At 36.8% G+C, this 20245-nt stretch carries 21 protein-coding genes and 1 tRNA gene; 3 read left to right on the top strand and 19 right to left on the bottom strand.

Annotation, left to right across the window (positions count from 1 at the left end; translation table 11 throughout):
• Positions 1-90: 90 nt before the first annotated feature.
• From hslO to BM157_RS05615, 7 genes are all read right to left on the bottom strand, one after another.
• On the bottom strand, positions 91-966 hold the full coding sequence (gene hslO / locus BM157_RS05645; protein WP_022501491.1) for an Hsp33 family molecular chaperone HslO: 876 nt from the start codon (positions 964-966) through the stop codon (positions 91-93).
• A 120-nt stretch (positions 967-1086) separates the two neighbouring features.
• Positions 1087-1833: a class I SAM-dependent DNA methyltransferase gene (locus BM157_RS05640; protein ID WP_055176678.1), complete on the bottom strand. Its 747-nt coding sequence runs from the start codon at positions 1831-1833 to the stop codon at positions 1087-1089.
• A gap of 86 nt (positions 1834-1919) precedes the next feature.
• Positions 1920-2426, bottom strand: coding sequence for an SEC-C metal-binding domain-containing protein (locus tag BM157_RS05635; RefSeq protein ID WP_022501493.1), 507 nt, complete (start codon positions 2424-2426; stop codon positions 1920-1922).
• A gap of 17 nt (positions 2427-2443) precedes the next feature.
• Positions 2444-3211 (bottom strand): hypothetical protein, encoded by a 768-nt coding sequence (locus BM157_RS05630; protein WP_022501494.1) that lies wholly within the window; start codon positions 3209-3211, stop codon positions 2444-2446.
• A 123-nt stretch (positions 3212-3334) separates the two neighbouring features.
• Positions 3335-3559 (bottom strand): phosphopantetheine-binding protein, encoded by a 225-nt coding sequence (locus BM157_RS05625; protein ID WP_022501495.1) that lies wholly within the window; start codon positions 3557-3559, stop codon positions 3335-3337.
• 268 nt (positions 3560-3827) lie between these two features.
• On the bottom strand, positions 3828-5060 hold the full coding sequence (locus tag BM157_RS05620) for an alanine racemase (protein ID WP_090140264.1): 1233 nt from the start codon (positions 5058-5060) through the stop codon (positions 3828-3830).
• On the bottom strand, positions 5053-6579 hold the full coding sequence (locus tag BM157_RS05615; RefSeq protein ID WP_055306768.1) for an amino acid adenylation domain-containing protein: 1527 nt from the start codon (positions 6577-6579) through the stop codon (positions 5053-5055). Before BM157_RS05615 ends, BM157_RS05620 begins: the two co-directional genes overlap by 8 nt.
• A gap of 182 nt (positions 6580-6761) precedes the next feature.
• Between BM157_RS05615 and BM157_RS05610 the strand changes: the two genes are divergently transcribed.
• Positions 6762-6965, top strand: a complete 204-nt coding sequence (locus tag BM157_RS05610) for a hypothetical protein (protein ID WP_022502762.1) — start codon at positions 6762-6764, stop codon at positions 6963-6965.
• Between the two features lie 85 nt (positions 6966-7050).
• Here BM157_RS05610 and BM157_RS05605 read toward each other — a convergent pair whose 3' ends face one another.
• Positions 7051-8346, bottom strand: a complete 1296-nt coding sequence (locus tag BM157_RS05605; RefSeq protein ID WP_055176681.1) for an adenylosuccinate synthase — start codon at positions 8344-8346, stop codon at positions 7051-7053.
• 532 nt (positions 8347-8878) lie between these two features.
• Here BM157_RS05605 and BM157_RS05600 point away from each other — a divergent pair.
• Both BM157_RS05600 and BM157_RS05595 read left to right on the top strand, forming a co-directional pair.
• Entirely contained in the window at positions 8879-9112 is a 234-nt protein-coding gene (locus BM157_RS05600) for a hypothetical protein (RefSeq protein WP_090140261.1), read from the top strand.
• 68 nt (positions 9113-9180) lie between these two features.
• Positions 9181-10047 carry a C39 family peptidase gene (locus BM157_RS05595; RefSeq protein WP_022502764.1) on the top strand — a complete coding sequence of 289 codons (867 nt, stop codon included), beginning with the start codon at positions 9181-9183 and terminating at the stop codon, positions 10045-10047.
• 296 nt (positions 10048-10343) lie between these two features.
• Here the strand turns inward: BM157_RS05595 and BM157_RS05590 are convergent.
• The 11 genes from BM157_RS05590 to BM157_RS05540 form a co-directional block, all read right to left on the bottom strand.
• Positions 10344-10415, bottom strand: a tRNA-Thr gene (locus BM157_RS05590).
• 69 nt (positions 10416-10484) lie between these two features.
• Positions 10485-11096 (bottom strand): sigma-70 family RNA polymerase sigma factor, encoded by a 612-nt coding sequence (locus BM157_RS05585; protein WP_090140259.1) that lies wholly within the window; start codon positions 11094-11096, stop codon positions 10485-10487.
• Positions 11093-11833 carry a 23S rRNA (guanosine(2251)-2'-O)-methyltransferase RlmB gene (gene rlmB / locus BM157_RS05580; RefSeq protein WP_022502766.1) on the bottom strand — a complete coding sequence of 247 codons (741 nt, stop codon included), beginning with the start codon at positions 11831-11833 and terminating at the stop codon, positions 11093-11095. Before rlmB ends, BM157_RS05585 begins: the two co-directional genes overlap by 4 nt.
• 23 nt (positions 11834-11856) lie before the next feature.
• Entirely contained in the window at positions 11857-12312 is a 456-nt protein-coding gene (locus BM157_RS05575; protein ID WP_022502767.1) for a Mini-ribonuclease 3, read from the bottom strand.
• Positions 12297-13715 carry a cysteine--tRNA ligase gene (gene cysS, locus BM157_RS05570; protein ID WP_090140256.1) on the bottom strand — a complete coding sequence of 473 codons (1419 nt, stop codon included), beginning with the start codon at positions 13713-13715 and terminating at the stop codon, positions 12297-12299. The genes BM157_RS05575 and cysS overlap by 16 nt, the downstream gene beginning before the upstream one ends.
• A 41-nt stretch (positions 13716-13756) precedes the next feature.
• Entirely contained in the window at positions 13757-14425 is a 669-nt protein-coding gene (epsC, locus tag BM157_RS05565) for a serine O-acetyltransferase EpsC (RefSeq protein WP_022502769.1), read from the bottom strand.
• A gap of 108 nt (positions 14426-14533) precedes the next feature.
• Positions 14534-15088 carry a 2-C-methyl-D-erythritol 2,4-cyclodiphosphate synthase gene (ispF, locus tag BM157_RS05560; protein ID WP_022502770.1) on the bottom strand — a complete coding sequence of 185 codons (555 nt, stop codon included), beginning with the start codon at positions 15086-15088 and terminating at the stop codon, positions 14534-14536.
• A gap of 99 nt (positions 15089-15187) precedes the next feature.
• Complete coding sequence (locus BM157_RS05555) at positions 15188-15970, bottom strand: ZIP family metal transporter (protein ID WP_055176386.1); 783 nt, start codon at positions 15968-15970, stop codon at positions 15188-15190.
• A gap of 2 nt (positions 15971-15972) precedes the next feature.
• Positions 15973-16350, bottom strand: a complete 378-nt coding sequence (locus BM157_RS05550) for a nitrous oxide-stimulated promoter family protein (protein ID WP_055176389.1) — start codon at positions 16348-16350, stop codon at positions 15973-15975.
• A 5-nt stretch (positions 16351-16355) separates the two neighbouring features.
• Positions 16356-18062: a thiol reductant ABC exporter subunit CydC gene (gene cydC, locus BM157_RS05545; protein ID WP_318255826.1), complete on the bottom strand. Its 1707-nt coding sequence runs from the start codon at positions 18060-18062 to the stop codon at positions 16356-16358.
• Positions 18063-18064: 2 nt separating this feature from the next.
• Positions 18065-19840, bottom strand: a complete 1776-nt coding sequence (locus tag BM157_RS05540) for an ABC transporter ATP-binding protein/permease (RefSeq protein ID WP_090140254.1) — start codon at positions 19838-19840, stop codon at positions 18065-18067.
• Between the last annotated feature and the right edge of the window lie 405 nt (positions 19841-20245).

Here is a 20245-nt window from a genome sequence, read left to right as displayed (position 1 = left end):
CTCCTAAACAGTTCCTGCTTAATCAATCCATATTAAATTAATAATACAGCAATTATATAATAAATTCAAGAAATAGCTGATTTATATTCATTATCTTGCTTTAATAAGCATATCCTTTAACTCATCAACGCTGAATTTGTAGTGGCTGTTACAGAAATGGCAGTTTACCTCTATTGGTTCACCCTCATCTATCATCTTCTGAAGCTCCTCTTTACCAACACTTATTACAGCCGCACTTACTCTTTCCTTAGAGCAGTTGCAGTAGAATTCTGTAGGAACTGTATCAAGTATCTGTAAATCCATATCTCCTAATATATGCTCTAATATATCCTCTGGTGTCATACCCTCATCAAGCATATTAGTAACCGACTTAATCTCTTTAATTCTCTTTTCAAGCTTGTCTATAAACTCATCTGTTGCATTAGGCATAAGCTGTATAATAAATCCGCCAGCTTCTCTTACTGTGTTGTCCTTATTCATAAGAACACCAAGTCCTACTGATGATGGAACCTGCTCACTTGTTGCAAAATAGTATGTCAGGTCATCAGCTATCTCACTTGTTATCAGAATAGTATCTCCAACATAAGGCTCTCTTAAGCCAATATCCTTAATTACACTTAAAACACCGATACCAACTGCACCGGCTATATCCATATGTCCATTCTTTAATGGAAGCATAACCTCCGGATTGGCAACAAAGCCCTTTACATGTCCATTAGGCTCTGCTGTTACTGTCATCGCACCAATTGGTCCATTTCCCTTAATCTGGACAGTAAGTATATCTGAATCATTCTTCATCATTATTCCCATCATAGCTGCACCCGTAAGAAGTCTTCCAAGTGCCACAGTTGCTATAGGGCTTGTATTATGATCTTTTCTTGCTGTTTCAACAACACCTCTTGTAGTAGCCGCAAATGCTCTTACCTGTCCATTAGCGGCTGTTGCTCTTACTATATAGTCTTTCATAACATTCCTCTTTCCTGTGCATATTTCAGTGCACGATTCACTATCTGCGTATTACATAACTCATTATTACTTTTGTTATATAATACTTTATTGCTTATATGCGTGCATAATGGCACGCAGTTATTTTTCTATTATATAATACAGCCTTTCGGAATTATCATCAGGTGCATTATGTGAAAATGCATCATATACATTCCTGATTTTAAGTCCCGCTTTTTTTACAGCATCAGCTACTTCTCCCAAAGTAAAACCATGCTGGTAGTGTTCTTCCTCAAATCTATCAAACGTTCCATCTTCATTTCTTACGAATACGGCAAGCTCATACTCATTGTTAGAGCTTTCCTCATCATAATAATTGTCCCATATAAACGCTGAATCTTCCCTATTCTCAGCATATGTATTATCAGCTAATATATCCTTAAAAAAATGTATTGTCTTTAAATCAAATATAAATACTCCTCCCTGTTTCAGGCCTTTCTTTACACATTTAAACACATCACACAAATCATCATTAGCTGTTATATAATTCATTGAGTCACCAATACTTATAAATGCATCTGTCTCATATGGAACTTCGAAATCCCTCATATCCTGACAACTGTATATTATCTGCTGTCCGCTGTCATATGTCTTGTCACTTGCTATAGAAAGCATATCCTCAGATAAATCTATTCCTATGCAGTTATACCCCTCTTTATCCAACATTCTTGTCACTGTTCCTGTGCCACAGCCAAGGTCTATAACTGTATTATCTTTGTCTATACCATTCTCTTTTAATAATTCTACTAAATACTCTTCCCATTCGTCATATGGTATATTGTCCATATACTCATCATAGACATAGGCAAATCCTGTATATGCTTCCATATTATCTCCAATTCGCATAAATTCAAAAGACCTGCGGGTAGTCTTAAGACTACCTGCAGGTTAACCAACAAACTGTTTATTACCAATTAAGCGTTCTTTCCACAGCACTGTTTGTACTTCTTACCGCTTCCGCAAGGACATGGATCATTACGTCCAATCTTCTTGCCCTTAACGATAGTTCCTGATAACTTCTGCTTCTTGTATAAATCTTTTCTTGTAGCTTCATCAAGAAGGTTATCCCACTGTGGAAGCTCATATAACCAATCTGCCTTACAAGCAACCATATTGTAGTAAAGTTTTTCTTTGTCATAATCAAGACTTACTTCTGTATCCTCTTCCATTGTCTCAATTGGATTAGGAGTTTTAAGACTGTCATTGATTCCATCAAGAAATCCTGTCATAAGAAGCACTTCCACTCCATACTTATCAGCAAGTTCTTTAACAGTTCCTTTAACTACTGTATCCGGATCTGCAAGAATCTGCTCATATATAGCCTTTTCCTGTGTAAAATAGCTTCCCCAGAATTCGTTAGCTGTCTTATTATCCATCTCTGTCTGGTAAGCAAGATTTCTCCATGTATCTAATAATGCCATTATATTTAACCTCTCTTTTAAGTAAACTGATTATATACAGAAGCTGAAACATAGCTGTAGCTGCCATCAGAGCCATAAAGGTTCTGTGTCTGTAACTTAGCTAATGTAGTAGCCGAACTACTGTATATAGATGCTGCACTGTTAGCAACAGACTGTCCAAATGAGCCTGCACCAGCAAATGCCGACTTAGCAACTGACATATCCGCTGCCATAAATGTGTCTTTGTCAATAACGAGCTTGTTATTGCTGTCAACGCTTATTCCAAGTTCCTTTAATACCTTGGAATTAGCTTTGGTTGTATTAACCATATTAGATGCTGTTCTTAATACACTTGTATCAGAAGAGTCACCTGTCGCATCAATCATAGAATTATAATCTTTGACAAATGCTGATACAGCCTTATAGATTGCATCTGCGTCATACTTATTCTCTGTTGTTCCATCTTCATTAGTAACAGACTTCTTCTGCCATAAAGATGTCTTTCTTAAATCAGTTGCATCATTAACAACTGCCTTTGAAGCATCCTTAGTCTTAGTCGCATTAATCTTCTGTGATGAAATTGTTGTTGCACTGCTGTTATCTGTCTTAGATGAACTGCTGTTTGATGAAACAGGATTCTTAGCATAATAAGACTTTAATAACTGCTTGTAAGCACCTGTCTTAATTGAATTGTAAGTACTAAGATCAAGACTTCCAATTCCAAAGCTGTTATTACTGCTGCTTGAATTAAGACCAGAAAACAATGTTGAAATTGAACTGGAAGTATAAGCTGAAATTGTTGCCATAACCATTCCTCCTTGTCTGCTGACTTCGGCCTCCGTGCCTTACATACATACTAACTTCAATTAACTTATTAATGACTATCCTTAAACGTACCACGCTCTAAGAACAGCCATATATTATGTTAATTACTCAGAAAGACGCTGAATCATATCCCACATAGCTTCTGCTGAATTAAAATTCTCAGGTACAATATCAACAGGAGTAATATTGATATCAAATGTGTCATTTAATTCACCTACAATTGATACAATATCAAAAGAATCTAAAATTCCATCATCTACGAGTGTATCGCATGTTTCGTAATCCACATCTGAATTAACCTCTGTCAAAATATCCAATAACTGATCCATTATAAAAAACCTAGCCTTTCTTAATAAAAATATCGTCATGAATAGTTAAATTGTTAACTTCCACCATCTAAAATAATTCCATTATAATATAAGGCAGCTACAATTAAGCACTCTGCCCTCACTAAAAACAGGAATCCTATCAGATACAAAATATAACATATGTATATATTAAGTCAAGCATATTTTATATAAATTATTATCATATATTGTATAAGCTGCAATATCCCATACAGATTATTTCGTATCAGCCATATTTAATCCAGTAAATTTAACTCAATAAATTCTGTCTTGAATTAATTCTGTCTGAACATATTACATCTCTGTACACTTCCACGCTTCCGTCTTTATTGCAGGCTGTTATAACAGGCATCTTCCTGCTTAAGAAAAGATATATACCCTCTGTTATTGAATATGCTCCGATATTGTAAAATATTATCTTGTCATTACATTCCGGTGTGCCAATTGGAAGATTCTTAACAATGAGATCTGCAACTGTACAGAGTGAACCACATATTGTCCATTTCTCATCATCTGTTCCGTTAAGCTTTGACATTACATTTCTATCCTTAACTACTGTTCCATCTGCTTTTACATATGAATATGCCGGTATCTTCATAGCCATAGCCTGTCCATAATAATTAACATGGTTAATGCCGCCATCAACTATTACATACTGCTGTCCCTTGTTCTTCTTAATATCGGCAATTCCTGTTACATATATACCACACTCAGCTACAAGATATCTGCCCATTTCAAGTGTTATGCTGTACTTTGCCTTGTAATTTTCAAGTAAAGCTGCAAGCTCCTTTAACATATCATACTTATTATCATATGCCGCATCGCCAAAATATGATACCGGAAGTCCCGGACCATACTCTAATTCTTCTGCTTTAAAGCCATAATCTGCATAAAGGCTGTCGCAAAGTCCGTCAAGCCACTCTATTTCTGACTTTATAATATCGAACTTTTTCTTCTGTGTACCTGTATAACACTGTACACCACGAATATTAAGTTCTGGATATTTCTCCCTGTTCTTAACAATATCCTTAATATCTTCCTCATCAAGTCCGAACTGGTTGCCGCTTGTTACTCTTAAAAGCACATCTATTGTAACTTCAGCTTCCCTTGCACATTCTGATAAAAGGCTATACTGTTCCTTTGACTCTACTGTATAAACACCAACTCCGCCGCAATCATTTAAAACGTGGCATATATCAGCTTTCTCCTTATTAACACCGGATAATACAATATCTTTCATATTGACCTTCTCTCGCTCGCATATTGCAAATTCTCCCGGTGAACACACCTCATACTTAGTATTAAGATGTTTAAATGCATCTACAAAAAATGGATTAGCTTTCATAGCATAGCAGAGTGTAACCCCTTCTCCTAATATAGCCTTTATCTCATTAATTCTATTTTCAAGTGCTTCTTTATCTAATATATACAATGGTGTTGAATGTTGGTCCGCTATCTCAATAATTTTTTCTGTACTAAGCATTATATTCCTCCATTAAAGCTTTTCTGTCTATCTTTCCATTTTTAGTAAGAGGCATTGACTTTACGTTAATCATAACCTCCGGAATCATAAATTTAGGAAGTTTGGATAAAAGATAATGAGTGAGTGACTTATTATCCTGCTCCCCCTCATAAAAAGCGTATATCTTATTCTCCTCCTGCTGGTATATACAGCAGGCTCTCTGTATGTTATCCATTGAATTAATAGCCATATCAAGCTCTCCTAATTCAATTCTGTGTCCATTGTGCTTTATCTGGAAGTCCTTTCTTGACGAGAAACACATTTCCTTATTATCATTATAATATCCCAAATCACCAGTTCTATATATAATTTCATTATAACTGCCATTAAGCGGGTTCTGGACAAATGCACTGTCTGTCTTTTCTTTATTGTTAAAGTAACCCATTGTAACCGCTGTTCCTGATACACATATCTCGCCTGTCTTATCAGCTTCACTATTCTTAATAAGTTTATCATTCTCATCTAATAAGAATACTCTCTCATTAGGAAATGCCTTGCCCATTGGAAGGACATCATCAATGGCAAATTCCCTGTCTATAATATAATATGTGCAATTGCAGGTAATCTCTGTAGGACCATATACGTTGGCAAATAACGCATCCTTATAATATTCTCTCCATATATTAAGGTGCTTTATAGGCATTACCTCACCTGAGAATATAACTTTATTAATTGCCTTTGGCACTTTATAATCAAAGCCCTTAAGTGTAGTTATTATACATAACGCTGATACAGCCCATATAAGAGTTGTAACATTGTTATCATCAAGGTAGTCTAAGAGCCTTGTCGGGAATGAGAACATACTCTTTGGTATAATCTGGAGTGTTGCTCCGCATTTTAAGCTTGAATATATATCCTTAACTGATACATCAAAGTCAAATGGTGCCTGATTACCAATTACATCCTTGTCTGTTATTCCAAATATATCTGTAAAACATTCTATAAAATCTATAACCGAACGGTGGTTTACAACAACTCCCTTAGGTACTCCTGTAGAACCTGATGTAAATATTGCATATAATGGATCTATATCAAGAGCATTTGCCTTAATATCCGAAAGCTTCTTTCTGTCCTCATCTGTAACCTGTGCTTCAAGCAGGTCTTCAATGTATACAATATTGCCTGTAAACTCAAGCTTTGCAGCCTTCTTCTCATTCTTTCTGTTAGTAACAATAATATCCGCCTGAAGAGTATCAAGTATGCTGTGAATTCTCTCTGCCGGATGTGCTGGCTCTAAAAGCACATAAAAATTGCCTGTCATTACTACACCCATAAATGCCGCAAGTGTAACACAGCTTTTATCCATATATATAGGAACTGCCCTTCTTGCTCCTGTGTACTTAAGAAGTGCAACAGCTATTGTTGTCGCATTATCTACAAGTTCTGTATATGTCATTGATGATACATTATCAGCCACTGCCGTCTTTAATGGAAACTTTTCTTTAGATGTATACAAATAATCCAATACATTCTTTGTCATAATCACTACCTCTGTTAATACCTTTCTCTCACATCTATGAGCCGCCTGATAATCACAGCACTCATATAATTATATTTCTTTATACATAACTATATATAGTTAATAATTATATCCCTTTTATATATAATAAAAATATGATAACATTTCTATATTATTAAATCCATTAGAAATGAGGATAATTTATGAAAAAATTCAAAAAAGCCGCCGCACTTATAATAGTTATAGCGTGGGGCATATTACTGCTTACAACCTTAATCACAGCATTTATTGATAATGAAACAGCACATACTTTATTCAAAGGTCTTATCTTTACAGATATTGTTCTTCCCATCGTAGCCTACGCTATGATGCTTATGTACAAATATCTGTCCGGACGAAACCATTAATTATATATAACCAATCTATTTAACGCAAATTTGCCGTATCTGATAATCTTAATGACTACAGATACGGCATTATTGTTATTATTAATTATTTGCTGTATGAGCTTACTCTGTGAATAATCTCGTGTCTTCCTGGTCCATTCGATACCATTGTTATAGGTGCTTCTATCTCTTTCTCGATAGCTTCTACATAATCACGGCATTCCTTTGGAAGATCTTCGTAATTCTTAATTCCTCTTATATCGCATTTCCAGCCTGGAAGTGTCTTTAATACTGGCTTAGCCTTTTCAAGCTCTGAAGTAGTTGGGAAGTCCTTAGTAACCTTTCCATCTATCTCATAGCCTACACACATAGGAATTTCATCAAGATATCCAAGTACATCAACTACTGTAAGAGCAACTTCTGTTGTTCCCTGCATACGCACACCATAACGTGTAGCAACTGCATCGAACCAGCCCATTCTTCTTGGACGTCCTGTTGTAGCACCGAACTCGCCGCCGTCACCACCGCGCTTTCTTAACTCGTCAGCTTCCTCTCCGAATATCTCACTTACAAATGCACCAGCACCTACTGCTGATGAGTATGCCTTAACAACTGTTACAACATCTGTAATTGAAGCTGCTGGAATACCAGCACCAATAGCACCATAAGGAGCAAGTGTTGATGAAGATGTAACCATTGGATATATTCCGTGGTCTGGGTCTTTAAGTGAACCTAACTGACCTTCAAGAAGAATCTTCTTGCCTTCCTTAAGTGCCTGATGAAGATAAGCTGATGTATCACATACATATGGCTTAACCATCTCTTTGTATTCCATAAGTGTATTAAATATATCTTCTTCATTAAGAAGTGGCTGATGATAAAGATGTTCAAGCATTACATTCTTTAATGTACATACATTGGCAATCTTCTCTTTAAGGGTATTCTCATCTCCAAATAATTCACTTACCTGAAAACCAATCTTAGCATATTTATCTGAATAGAATGGAGCAATTCCTGACTTAGTTGAACCAAATGACTTACCTGCAAGTCTGGCTTCTTCATATGTATCAAAATCTATATGATATGGCATCATAATCTGTGCTCTGTCTGATACAAGAATCTTAGGCATTGGAACATTCCTGTCTGTAAGACTTTTAAGTTCCTTTACAAGGTATGGAATATTTAATGCAACACCATTACCGATTACACTTGTAATATGATTATAAAATACTCCTGATGGCAGGAGATGTAATGCAAACTTACCATAATCATTGATGATTGTATGTCCAGCGTTACTTCCTCCCTGGAATCTTACAACGATATCAGATTCTTCGGCAAGCATATCTGTAATCTTACCTTTACCTTCATCTCCCCAGTTCGCACCAACAATAGCTTTTACCATAGCTTCCTCCATTCTGCTAGTTCCTAATATAGCATATAACATTAGTGGCCTGTAAACAGAAAACCACAACTGATATAATAACACAAGTTGGCAGTTTCAATCAATGGGTTTATGAAAGAAGTTTACAAAAGTAGTTTAATTATTCTGAAAAACAAGCAAGTTCATTATAATAATATGTTCTTGAACTTCATATGTATTCTGCATATCAAATTATAATTAGTCACACCATAAATTAGAATGATTGCTGTTTTACGATTGAGCTTTAAGGCATTTTTATATATAATTATCATAATTGTAGGCGTTTGCGAAACTCGGTTATATAGACGGCTGCATAGTGAAAAATTAACAAATCATAAGAAGACATTTTGGAGCCGCCGGCACTTAGCGACTGTATTGTAGTCACTTAGTACCGTTGCGAGCGACAAGTAGCAAAAGCGTGTCTTTGTTGATTTTGTTGATTTTTCACATATTTACAAGTGTAATACTGAGTTTCACAATTACCTATTATCATAATTGTATACGGAGGTGGCTAATGCGTAATCGTAATAACAAATATTTTTCTCCATCTTCATTTGAACAAATTCTTAACAATGGTGAAATTGAAGAATTGCTTCATATTCTTGCTGTAACTGGACAGACCTCATATTTAAGATTGCCAATCAACAACTGCGAGAAAGCTGTATCACGAACGGACTACACGCTTAATAAAGACTGTCTTAACGTGCTCAGTGCGTGGTGTGCATTATATGATGACAATCGGATATAAAACCACCAAGGAACTACATATATTAAGAAATTAACATTAATTATTAATAAAGGAAAAGGATTTTATATATGGCAGGTAACAATAAAGCCGCTAAGAACAAAAAGAACAAAAAAAATAACAAGAAACGAAAAAATATATTAACAACCTTTATACTTCTTATATCTATTACTGCCCTGTGTCTGGTTATTGGCATATATTACCGTGATAACCACAAACAAAAGGAGGACGACAACACTGTTGTGTTAAATGTTGACAGCACACTTGAAACTCTTTCTGTTGACCCTGAAAGAATTAAATCAGCAATACTTGAACACACTACAAGAGCTGCAGAGAATTACGAATATCCTAATTCTTTCAGCCTTGATATTCCTTTTGTGAGCCAGTATCCTGAACTTCCAACAGGCTGTGAGATAACATCATTGACAGAGGTGCTTAATTATCTTGGCTATGGCATTGATAAAGAAACTCTTGCAAGAAATTATCTTGATATGCGTGACACTGTAACGCAAGGGTGTTTCGTTGAATATTTCTGGGGTTCTCCGTGGAAGACAACAGGCAGCGGCTGTTTCGCTCCTGCTATTGCTAATGCCGCCAACTCATTTTTAAAGAGCCAGAATTCGTCTTATTCAGCATACATAATGAGTTACTCACCGGTTGAGGATCTGTTTACCGAATTGTCACTTGGACATCCTGTTATTGTATGGACAAGCTATAATTATAATGACCCCGATGTTAAGTATAATGATGTAACACTTGATGATGGGACTGTATTTACATGGCCTCGCAATGAGCATTGTGCAGCACTTTCCGGATATGATATTGACAGAGGGGTCGTGACATTGGCTGACCCGACTTATGGGATTGTGGAGAGGTCAATGGAGGAATTTGTTACTTATTATCAGAAGTATTATTATCAGGCGGTGGTGGTTAGGTGATTTTACTTAATTTGACTGTCTGCGTACGGCTTAAAGCATATGCTTGATTTAGATACTCAAACAGCCAATTCTTCGCATTGTCTGGCGCGGCGCTCTGCGCCTTTGAGAACCAAAAAAGATTTTCCACCGATGTATGCAAGCATATCCCGGTGGAAAATTTTTTTGGTTCTCTTGACACTGGACAAGCTGGGCTAGAATGTCAGCCTGTTGTCTGTTGTTATTTAGTACAATACCACCGTTGCGTAATTCACGTATGTGAATTATGTGACGGTGGTATTGTACCCGTTACTCGCGCAAGCTATTGAGGGGAATTGGACCCCCGACCTCTTCATTACCAATGAAGTGCTCTGCCACTGAGCTACAATAGCATAACTGCTGTATTTTACAGCAATTTTATTTATATCATTTTTGTAATGATTAATCAAGTATATTTATAGCTAATCTACAATTATTTTTATCTTGTTTCTTGAACGCTGTATTGCGTTGTCTATTGATTTGGGTGTCTTGCCTAGCTGGTCGGCTATTTTTATATAGTCGTTGCCTTCCATAAGGAGTGTTACTACCTGTTTCTCGAACGGGCTCAATGACTCGAAGGCTTTTTCTTCCAGATTGTCTGTTACTTCCCTGTCAATGTATAGTGCTTCTGGATTTTGTTCACTGTCGTGTACTAATGTATCCACAAGCTTCATATCTGACTCATCGTCTGATTTGTTCGCTGGAGTATCAAATGATACATAGGAATTAAGAGGGGTATTTTTCTTGGCATTAGAAGCTTTTACTGCATTCATAAGCTGTCCGTTAATACATAGTGAGGCAAATGTAGCAAACGAAGCTGCCTTTAGCTCATCATATGTTGTGACTGCCTTATAAAGTCCTATCATTCCCTCCTGTATAAGGTCGTCTTTATCCCCGCCGACTATATACATAGCATTCGCTTTTTTTCTAACAAGATTCTTATATCTTTCCATAATCTCGTCCACAGCTCTTGCATCTCCGTCACGATACATATTTACAAGTTCTTCATCTTTGTACAACTCATAATGCTTCATACCATTCTCTGCCTTACTATTTCAAACGCCATAACTCCTGCCGCAACCGAAGCATTAAGAGAGTCTATATCTCCCTTCATAGGAATTGAAGCAACAAAATCACATTTCTCTTTTACAAGACGGCTTACGCCATTGCCTTCATTGCCTATAACAAGACCTATCGGTCCTTTTAAATCAAGGTTATACATAGTTTCGCCGCCCATATCTGCACATACGAACCACAAGCCCTCTTTCTTTAATGCCTCAATAGTGTTAGCTATATTAGTAACCTTGGCTACTGGTGTATAATTAATTGCACCTGCTGATGTCTTGGCTACTGTCGCTGTAAGTCCTACAGCTCTTCTCTTAGGGATAATAACACCATGTGCTCCTGCAAGATTAGCTGTTCTTATTATTGCACCAAGATTATGTGGATCTTCAATCTCATCAAGAACAAATATAAATGGTGCTTCGCCCTTGCTTCTTGCAGCTTCTAATATATCTTCAACTTCTGCATATTCGTAAGCTGCACCTATTGCAACAACGCCCTGATGGTGTCCTGTATTGGCAAGTCTGTCAAGTCTTTCCTTGTCCACATAGTTAATTATTGTTGAAGTCTTCTTAGCTTCTCTTACAATACTCTTTATAGGACCGTCCTGACAACCATCAAGAATAAACAGCTTATCAATTGTCTTTCCAGAACGAAATGCCTCAATGACTGCATTACGCCCCTCAAATGTTAATTCCTTATATCTCATATTTATGAATTCTAACCTTTCTTTTATGCCTGTTTATTATCATTTTCAAGCCAGTCAAGTGCATCTTTAATAAGCTCGCACATTCTTTCATACTGTCCTGACAAATACAGATAACCCATAAGTGCCTCAAAACCTGTCGCCCTTCTATAATCACTTATGGAAGCATTCTTGGCTGATGTGTAGGATTTGGCATTTCTGCCTCTCTTGTATACACTTCCTTCTTCCTCAGTAAGCTTATCTTCAAGATAACCTATCATCTTAGACTGTGACTCAGCCTTGACAATACTGCTTGCAGCCCTGTTCATCTTATTAACCTGTGTATTGCCAGCAGTAACTATCTTAGTCTTTACTACTAAGTCAAATATACTGTCACCTATATACGCAAGAACAAGTGGGGAAAGCTGTCTTGGACTTACACTTTTTAGTCCAAGTACATCCCATATATCACTTGTCAGGTTATCTTTTATGCTCTCTTCCATCTGACACCTTCTCTTGTATCCTCAAGAATAATCCCCTTAGCCATAAGTTCATCTCTTATCTCGTCAGCTCTTGCAAAATTCTTATCTTTTCTTGCCTGCTGTCTTTCAGCGATAAGTGCTTCTATATCTTCATCAAGAAGTTCTTCTTCCTTAATAACCTTAAGTCCTAATATATCCGCAAGTGTAACAATACTTTCCTTTAGTGCTGTTATATATTCCTTAGTATTGTCCTCTGATGAATTAGAATTAGCAAGCTTAACTAATTCAAATACTGCTGATATTGCATCAGCTGTATTAAAGTCGTCATCCATAGCAGCTTCAAATTTACCATAAATGTCTTTAGTTGAATCTATTACCTTCTTCTCATCTTCTGTCATAGCACTATCTTTAGCACTCTTTTCAAGATGTGTAAGATTAGTAACTGCTGTGATTATTCTGTCAAGACCGTTCTTGGCTGCCTCCATAAGGTCATGGCTGAAATTAATAGGATTCCTGTAATGTGCTGAAAGCATAAAAAATCTTAATACCTGTAAATCATATTCCTTTGAAATATCTCTTACTGTAAAGAAATTACCTAATGACTTAGACATTTTCTTATTATCAATATTAAGGAATGCATTGTGCATCCAGTACTTGGCAAACGGAACTCCGTTAGCAGCTTCTGACTGTGCAATTTCATTCTCGTGATGCGGGAATATTAAATCCTCACCGCCTGCGTGAATATCTATCTCATCTGCAAGATACTTCTTAGACATTACAGAACACTCTATATGCCAGCCCGGACGTCCTTCACTCCAAGGTGACTCCCAATAAGGCTCTCCGTCCTTCTTTGGCTTCCATAATACGAAATCAAGTGGATCTTCCTTCTCGTCTTCACCTGATACCTTAAGCTTGTGTGCATCATCTCTATGTCCAGCCTCTAAATCATCTATATTCTTCTTAGAAAGCTTTCCATAACCCTCAAAACGTCTTGTTCTGTAATATACAGTACCATTCTTCTCATAGGCATAACCTTTATCGATAAGTGTCTTTATCATATCAATCATACCGTCAATTTCCTGTGTAGCAAGAGGATGTGTTGTTGCTGGCTTAATATTCATTCCAGCCATATCCTTTTTACATTCCTTAATATAACGCTTAGAGATTTCTTCTGCTGTAACTCCTTCTTCTATAGCCTTCTTAATAATCTTATCATCCACATCTGTAAAGTTAGATACATAATTAACATCATATCCCTTGTACTCAAGATATCTCCTTACTGTATCAAACACTATCATAGGTCTTGCATTACCAATATGTATAAGGTTATACACTGTTGGTCCGCATACATACATTTTAACTTTGCCTTCTTCTAATGGCACGAATTCTTCTTTACTTCTTGAAAGTGTATTATAAATCTTCATAATAACTTTGATCCTTTCTTTATGTCGGTAAAATTAATCTTCTATTCTTCTATATTTCTTGGCTCATTAACAAGATTTTCAAGATGTGCGATACGTTTCTTAAGCTTCTTATTCTGCTCCTTAAGATATTCTATATCGCTCATAACCGGGTCTGGAAGATGTATCTGGTCAAGATCTTCAAGCACTCTTACATCACCTCTCATAACAACTCTGCCAGGGACACCTACAACTGTTGAGTTAGGTGGCACATTTTTTAATACTACTGAACCTGCACCTATCTTACAATTATCGCCTATAGTCACAGAACCTAATACCTTAGCACCTGCACCAACCATTATGTTGCTTCCAAGTGTAGGATGACGTTTGCCCTGCTCTTTGCCTGTTCCACCAAGCGTAACTCCCTGATAGAGTGTTACATTATCTCCTATAATAGCAGTTTCACCGATGACAACACCATGTCCGTGGTCAATAAATAACCCTTCGCCAATAGTTGCACCTGGGTGGATTTCTATTCCTGTCTTTCTTGCTGTTCTTTGTGACAGCTTTCTTGCTCTGTAGAAATGCCCTTTCTTATAAAGCTTATGGGCTTTTCTGTACTTTAATAATGCCCAGAAGCTTGGATAAAGGAACACTTCCATTTTACTTTTAATCGCAGGATCCCTATCCATAATGACAGCCATTTCCTGCTTTATAAAATCTAAATATTTCATATCTGATAACTTCCTAACTAATTAATCTTAATCTATTATATGATATTTAATCACAATCAGATATGCTGAATTCCTAATAATTACTCAATTGTAATCCTGTGACCAGACTTACTCCTGTGTTCTTCTTGCAGCACATCCATTACAGCCGCTGCAACAGTTAGTCATATCCGAATCACCATATATATAATTAGACACTGACACAAGACTGCATATAGCCTGTGAGGATATGCCCTCACCTGTTCCTGTAAAGCCAAGACCTTCTTCTGTTGTCGCCTTTACATTAACACAGTTGACATCAATCTTTAATGCCTTTGCAATATTCTCTCTCATTGTATCTATATAAGGACGCATTTTAGGCTTCTGTGCAATAATTGTAGCATCTATATTCTCGATTATATAATTATTCTTATCAAGAAGCACACCAACTTCCTCTAAAAGCTTAATGCTTGATATGCCCTTGTAAGCATCATCTGTATCTGGAAAATGCTTTCCTATATCTCCAAGTGCCGCGGCACCTAAAAGTGCATCCATAATTGCGTGTAATAATACATCTGCATCTGAATGGCCTAACAATCCTTTCTCATAAGGAATCTCTACTCCACCGATTATAAGCTTTCTATCTTCAACTAACTTATGAACATCATAACCTAATCCAACTCTCATCTAATAACCATACCTTTCTCAGTACGCATAAGCCTATCAATATCATATCCTTATAAGTAAACCACATTTTAGTAACATTTACAAGTTCCTAATACACATTTATCCTAATGCCACATCTAACATCATCATTATTCCAAAACCTATCGCAAATGCAATTACTCCGATATTAGAATGCCTCCCCTGTGACATCTCCGGAATAAGTTCTTCTACTACAACATATATCATAGCTCCTGCCGCAAAGCTTAAAAGATATGGCATTGCAGGTGTAATTATTCCTGCTGCCAGTATCGTTACGAATGCAGCTACAGGTTCAACCACGCCTGACAGAAATCCATACAGAAATGACTTTCCCCTGCCAAGCCCGTTAGCTCTTAGCGGCATTGATATAATAGCTCCCTCTGGGAAATTCTGAATTGCTATTCCAACCGACAGCACAAGTGCCGCCATTGCTGTAATTCCTGAATTGCCAAGCAGAAAGCCCGCATACACAACACCAACTGCCATCCCCTCAGGTATATTATGAATTGTCACTGCAAGGACAAGCATAGTCGTTTTTTTTAGATTAGTTCTTGGTCCTTCCGAAACCTCACTATTAATATGCAGATGAGGCGTTATATTATCAAGCAGCAGCAAGAACAGCATACCAGCCCATAAACCGACAAGTGCCGGCACGAACGCAAATCTTCCCATACTTTCTGACTGTTCAATTGACGGAATAAGCAGACTCCATACAGAAGCTGCAACCATAACTCCGGATGCAAAGCCTGTAAGGCTTCTTTGTATCCCATCTTTCATATTCTTCCTCATAAAAAACACACAAGCTGCTCCTAGTGTTGTTCCCAATAAAGGAATTAACACCCCATATACCGCCTCAATTCTCATATTTAATATTCACTTTCCTTTCTTAACCTTCTCTTCTCACGCATTGTTGAAACAATGTGATGAATAGCCGCAACCGGATGATGAAACATCATTCTCGGTCCTGAAAATCTCATTACTGCTTTTATCTTTCCCCTCATCTCCTGATTATAGCAATGTACCTTGCAGTTAGCACAGAATGTCTTAGTTTCCATAAATGGGCATTTATCACTTCTTAATCCTGCATACTCAGCAAGCTCCTGACACTCAGCACACAAGCCATTTTTATTGATACTGCCCTTATTATATTTATTATGATGATTTTTCTTACAATATAACGCTATCATATAAGAAACCATCTGCTTCTCTTTTTCTCTCTTTTTATTAATATCTGTCTTTTTCATAATTATTAACTCATTCGTCCATTCTCTACGGAATATATCTTATCCGTAATTCTCATAGTTGACTGTCTGTGTGACACCAGCACAACCGTCTTATTCTGTCTTTCCTCATTAAGCGATTTAAGGATAACCGCCTCGTTAAGACTGTCAAGATTGCTTGTAGGCTCATCTAAGAGTATTAAAGGTGCATTATGAAGAAATACCCTCGCAAGTCCTATACGCTGTTTCTCTCCTCCCGAAAGTGTATCTCCCAATTCTCCTACAGGTGTATCATAGCCCTGTGGAAGCGACTGTATAAAATCGTGTATGGAAGCTTTCTTGCAGGCATTCACAATTTCTTCATCTGTCGCATCAAGCTTTGCAATTCTTATATTGTTCTTTATGCTGTCGTGAAACAGATGTGTATCCTGTGTCATAAAACCTTCCATATCCCTTAAGTTAGAAGTGTTAATATTCTTAATATCACTGCCTGAAATACTTATTCTTCCTTTATCTGTATCCCAGAAACGCATAAACAGCTTAAGAAGCGTTGACTTTCCGCTTCCGCTCTTTCCTATTATTCCAGTTATTTCACCCTTCTTAATATCAATACTGAAATTATCAAGTATAGTTTCTTCTCCATAGGCAAATGTAACATCTTCCGCATTAATACCTTCAAATTCAATTTCTTTATTACCCGTAAGTTCCTCTATAACCGGTTCTTCATCTAATATATCAAGAACTCTGTTACCTGCCGCAAATGTACTCTGCAATGTACTTCCTAACGCCGCCAGCGCCACTGCCGGTCCAAATGATGAGAATAATGCAATAGTAGTAAGGAGTACACCATCAAAGCCTATAATACCGGCATAATAAAGCTTAACACCTGCAAGAAGCATAATTATGTCAAATACCAGTATACACACATTAGTAACCGCTGTATTAACACCAGACACATTCTTCATTCTTCTTGCATCTTCTGATAAATCATCTGTCCTGCCATTCATAAGTTCAAGACGTTTAGCACCATTGCCATACTGTATTGTCTCAGAAGCACCTCTTAGGCTTTCAAGCACGAAGCTGCTGAGTTCTCCCGACTTAGTTCTGTATCTTAAACCATCATCTCCGCTTGCCTTAGATGCAATAAGCGGTATCACAACACCTACACATGCATATGCTATAAGTGCAATAAGTGCCAGCGACCAGTGAAATGAGCCTATATAACAACACATAATTATTGTATACAATACAGCTATCGCAATAGGTGATATTGTATGTGCGTAGAACACCTCAAGAAGCTCTATATCCGAAGTTATTATAGATATAAGGTCGCCTCTGTCCCTGCCCTCAAGCCTGGCTGGACAAAGCTTTCTTAATGCCCTGAATACTTTATCTCTTATTATTGCAAGTAACTTAAATGCTATAAAATGATTACACGACTGTTCTGCATATCTGAAACCTGCCCTTACAAGTGCGAACACAATTACGCACACGAATATCACACCAAGTGTGAGTCCTGTATCATACCCTGATACATCGAGTATTGCATAACCACCGAATATTGTTATAAAAGAAGCACATAAATGTCCTGCAAGTCCCATAAGAATTGCCACCGCCATATAACCGGCAAGCGGTTTTACAAGACCTATAAGCCTTAACATTACATTTAATCCACTACGTCCGGATTTTCCGTCTGAACTATTAACAATATGCTTATTATTATCCACCTTACCCATATTTATGCCTCATTTCCTGATGTTCTTTTTTCAACATTATCTTTAAAACCGTAATTCTCAAGCTCATACTGTACATTCCATAATCTTGAATATACTCCATTTTTTGCTAAAAGCTCATTATGCTTTCCAGCCTCTGCAACTCTGCCAGCTTCAAGCACATATATATTGTCTGCATTAACTACATTAGCAAGTCTGTGAGATATAAGAATCACTGTTTTAGTCTTTGCAAGATTAAGCACCTCTCTCATAATATCGTCTTCGCTCTCCATATCAATGTTAGAAGTTGCCTCATCAAATATATATATATTTCTGTCATGCATAAGTGCCCTTGCAAGTGCAAGTCTTTGCCTTTGTCCACCCGAAAGATTAGAAGCCTGTTCATTAAGCTTCATATCAAGTCCGCCCTCAGACATAACAAAGTCATATAGATTAACTCTTTTAAGAACATCTAACATATGCTCATCTGTCGCTTCCGGATAAGCAACAATAAGGTTATCCCTTATCGTACCTTTAAACAGATAGCTCTGATGGCTTATATATGTAACATTTTGCATTAGTGAAGCCTCGCTTATATCAGAAAGCTTCTCACTTCCAATCCTGATATCTCCTATATAACCCTTATTGCGGTGCATAAGTATTCCTGCAAGCGTTGATTTACCACAGCCGCTCTCACCGACAATCGCTGTAAAGCTCTTATCAGAAAATGTCATATCAACACCTTTAAGAATTTCCCTGTCTTTCTCATACGAAAAATGTACATTTTTTAATTCTATATTTTCATTGGCCGGAAACTCATTGCTTCCTTTATCCTCTTCCTCAAGTGCAAGAAAATTAAATATCTTATCACTTGCCGCCATTCCATTCATAGCTATATGAAAGAATGAGCCAAGCTGTCGCATTGGAATAAAAAAATCCGCTGATAAAAGTATAATCAGAAGACAGCCTGCCAGATTAATATTACCATCACTAAACTGCGTCACAGAAAGAATAATTCCAAGAGCTGCTCCTCCATATGCAACAAAATCCATTATTGTAATAGAATTAAGCTGCATTGTAAGCACTTTCATTGTTATCTTTCTGAACTTTTCTGACTCCTCGTTCATCTGTATGTTCTTATAATCATCTGCCTGATATATCTTTAAAGTTGTAAGCCCTTCAAGATTTTCCAAAAATGTGTCGCCAAGAGCTGTATATTGTGACCAGTATTTAGATAAAAGCTTCTTGGCCCAGGTCTGCACAAATGCAATTGATATTGGTATAAGCGGTACGCATATAAGCAGAACTACTGCCGAAACCACATTTATAGTGCATATGCAAACAAATAATGTAAGCGGTGCAAGCATAGCATAAAAAAACTGGGGCATATATGCTCCAAAATATGTTTCAAGCTGGTCTACACCTTCAACTGTAACCTGTACAAGTTCTGATGTCTTAACCTTCTCATTATATGATGCTCCCATACGAAGAAGCTTTTCATATATCATCTGTCTTAAATTTCTCTTTACTGTCTTAGATGACAGATAGCTCATCTTTGATGAACCAATATTACAAACTGCCCTTACAATAACGCATACTATAAGACTTATCACCATAGCCGCAATACTAGAAGAATTATATTTTCCTATTCCACTGCCACCGTCTATAAGCCCCGCAATAAATGTTGTTATTATCGTCATAAGCACAATATTAGAAACCAGAGCCAGCCATTGGAATATGACATTTCCTGCTATATATTTTTTACTCTCAGGTATTGTCTGAATTAATTGTTTCTTTAGCATCGATATGTCCTCTCTAATTATAGTTAGTGTCGTTAAACTTAATTATAATTTATCTTAATAACACGCATTATGTCAAGATGCAAAGTATTACCATTTTATAAATAAAAAGAATGTGCAAAGCACATTCCTGCGCCGAGCATAGTCGCTTGCGGCAAACTACTTCTTCGTGCGAGTGCTCATCATCGGCACATAGTGCCTTTTATGTAATAGGAAATTCTAATAGAATTTCCTATTACATAAAAAAATCCCCTTATGAGCCGTTCTCTCATAAGGGGCAAAATTCATAGCTGCTTATGCTATGATGAAAGGAGGGAGAATTCACCTATAATTAAAATAATTGATGAATTCGATATGAAAAAAAATAATCTTGTAAAAAGTATTTGTAATGGTGTATTTAAAATAGCA

Origin of the sequence: [Lactobacillus] rogosae (genome assembly GCA_900112995.1) — a bacterium.
GTDB lineage: Bacteria > Bacillota > Clostridia > Lachnospirales > Lachnospiraceae > Lachnospira > Lachnospira rogosae.
The sequence above is the reverse complement of the archived record's forward strand: the minus strand, read 5'-3'. Positions and strand labels throughout refer to the sequence as shown.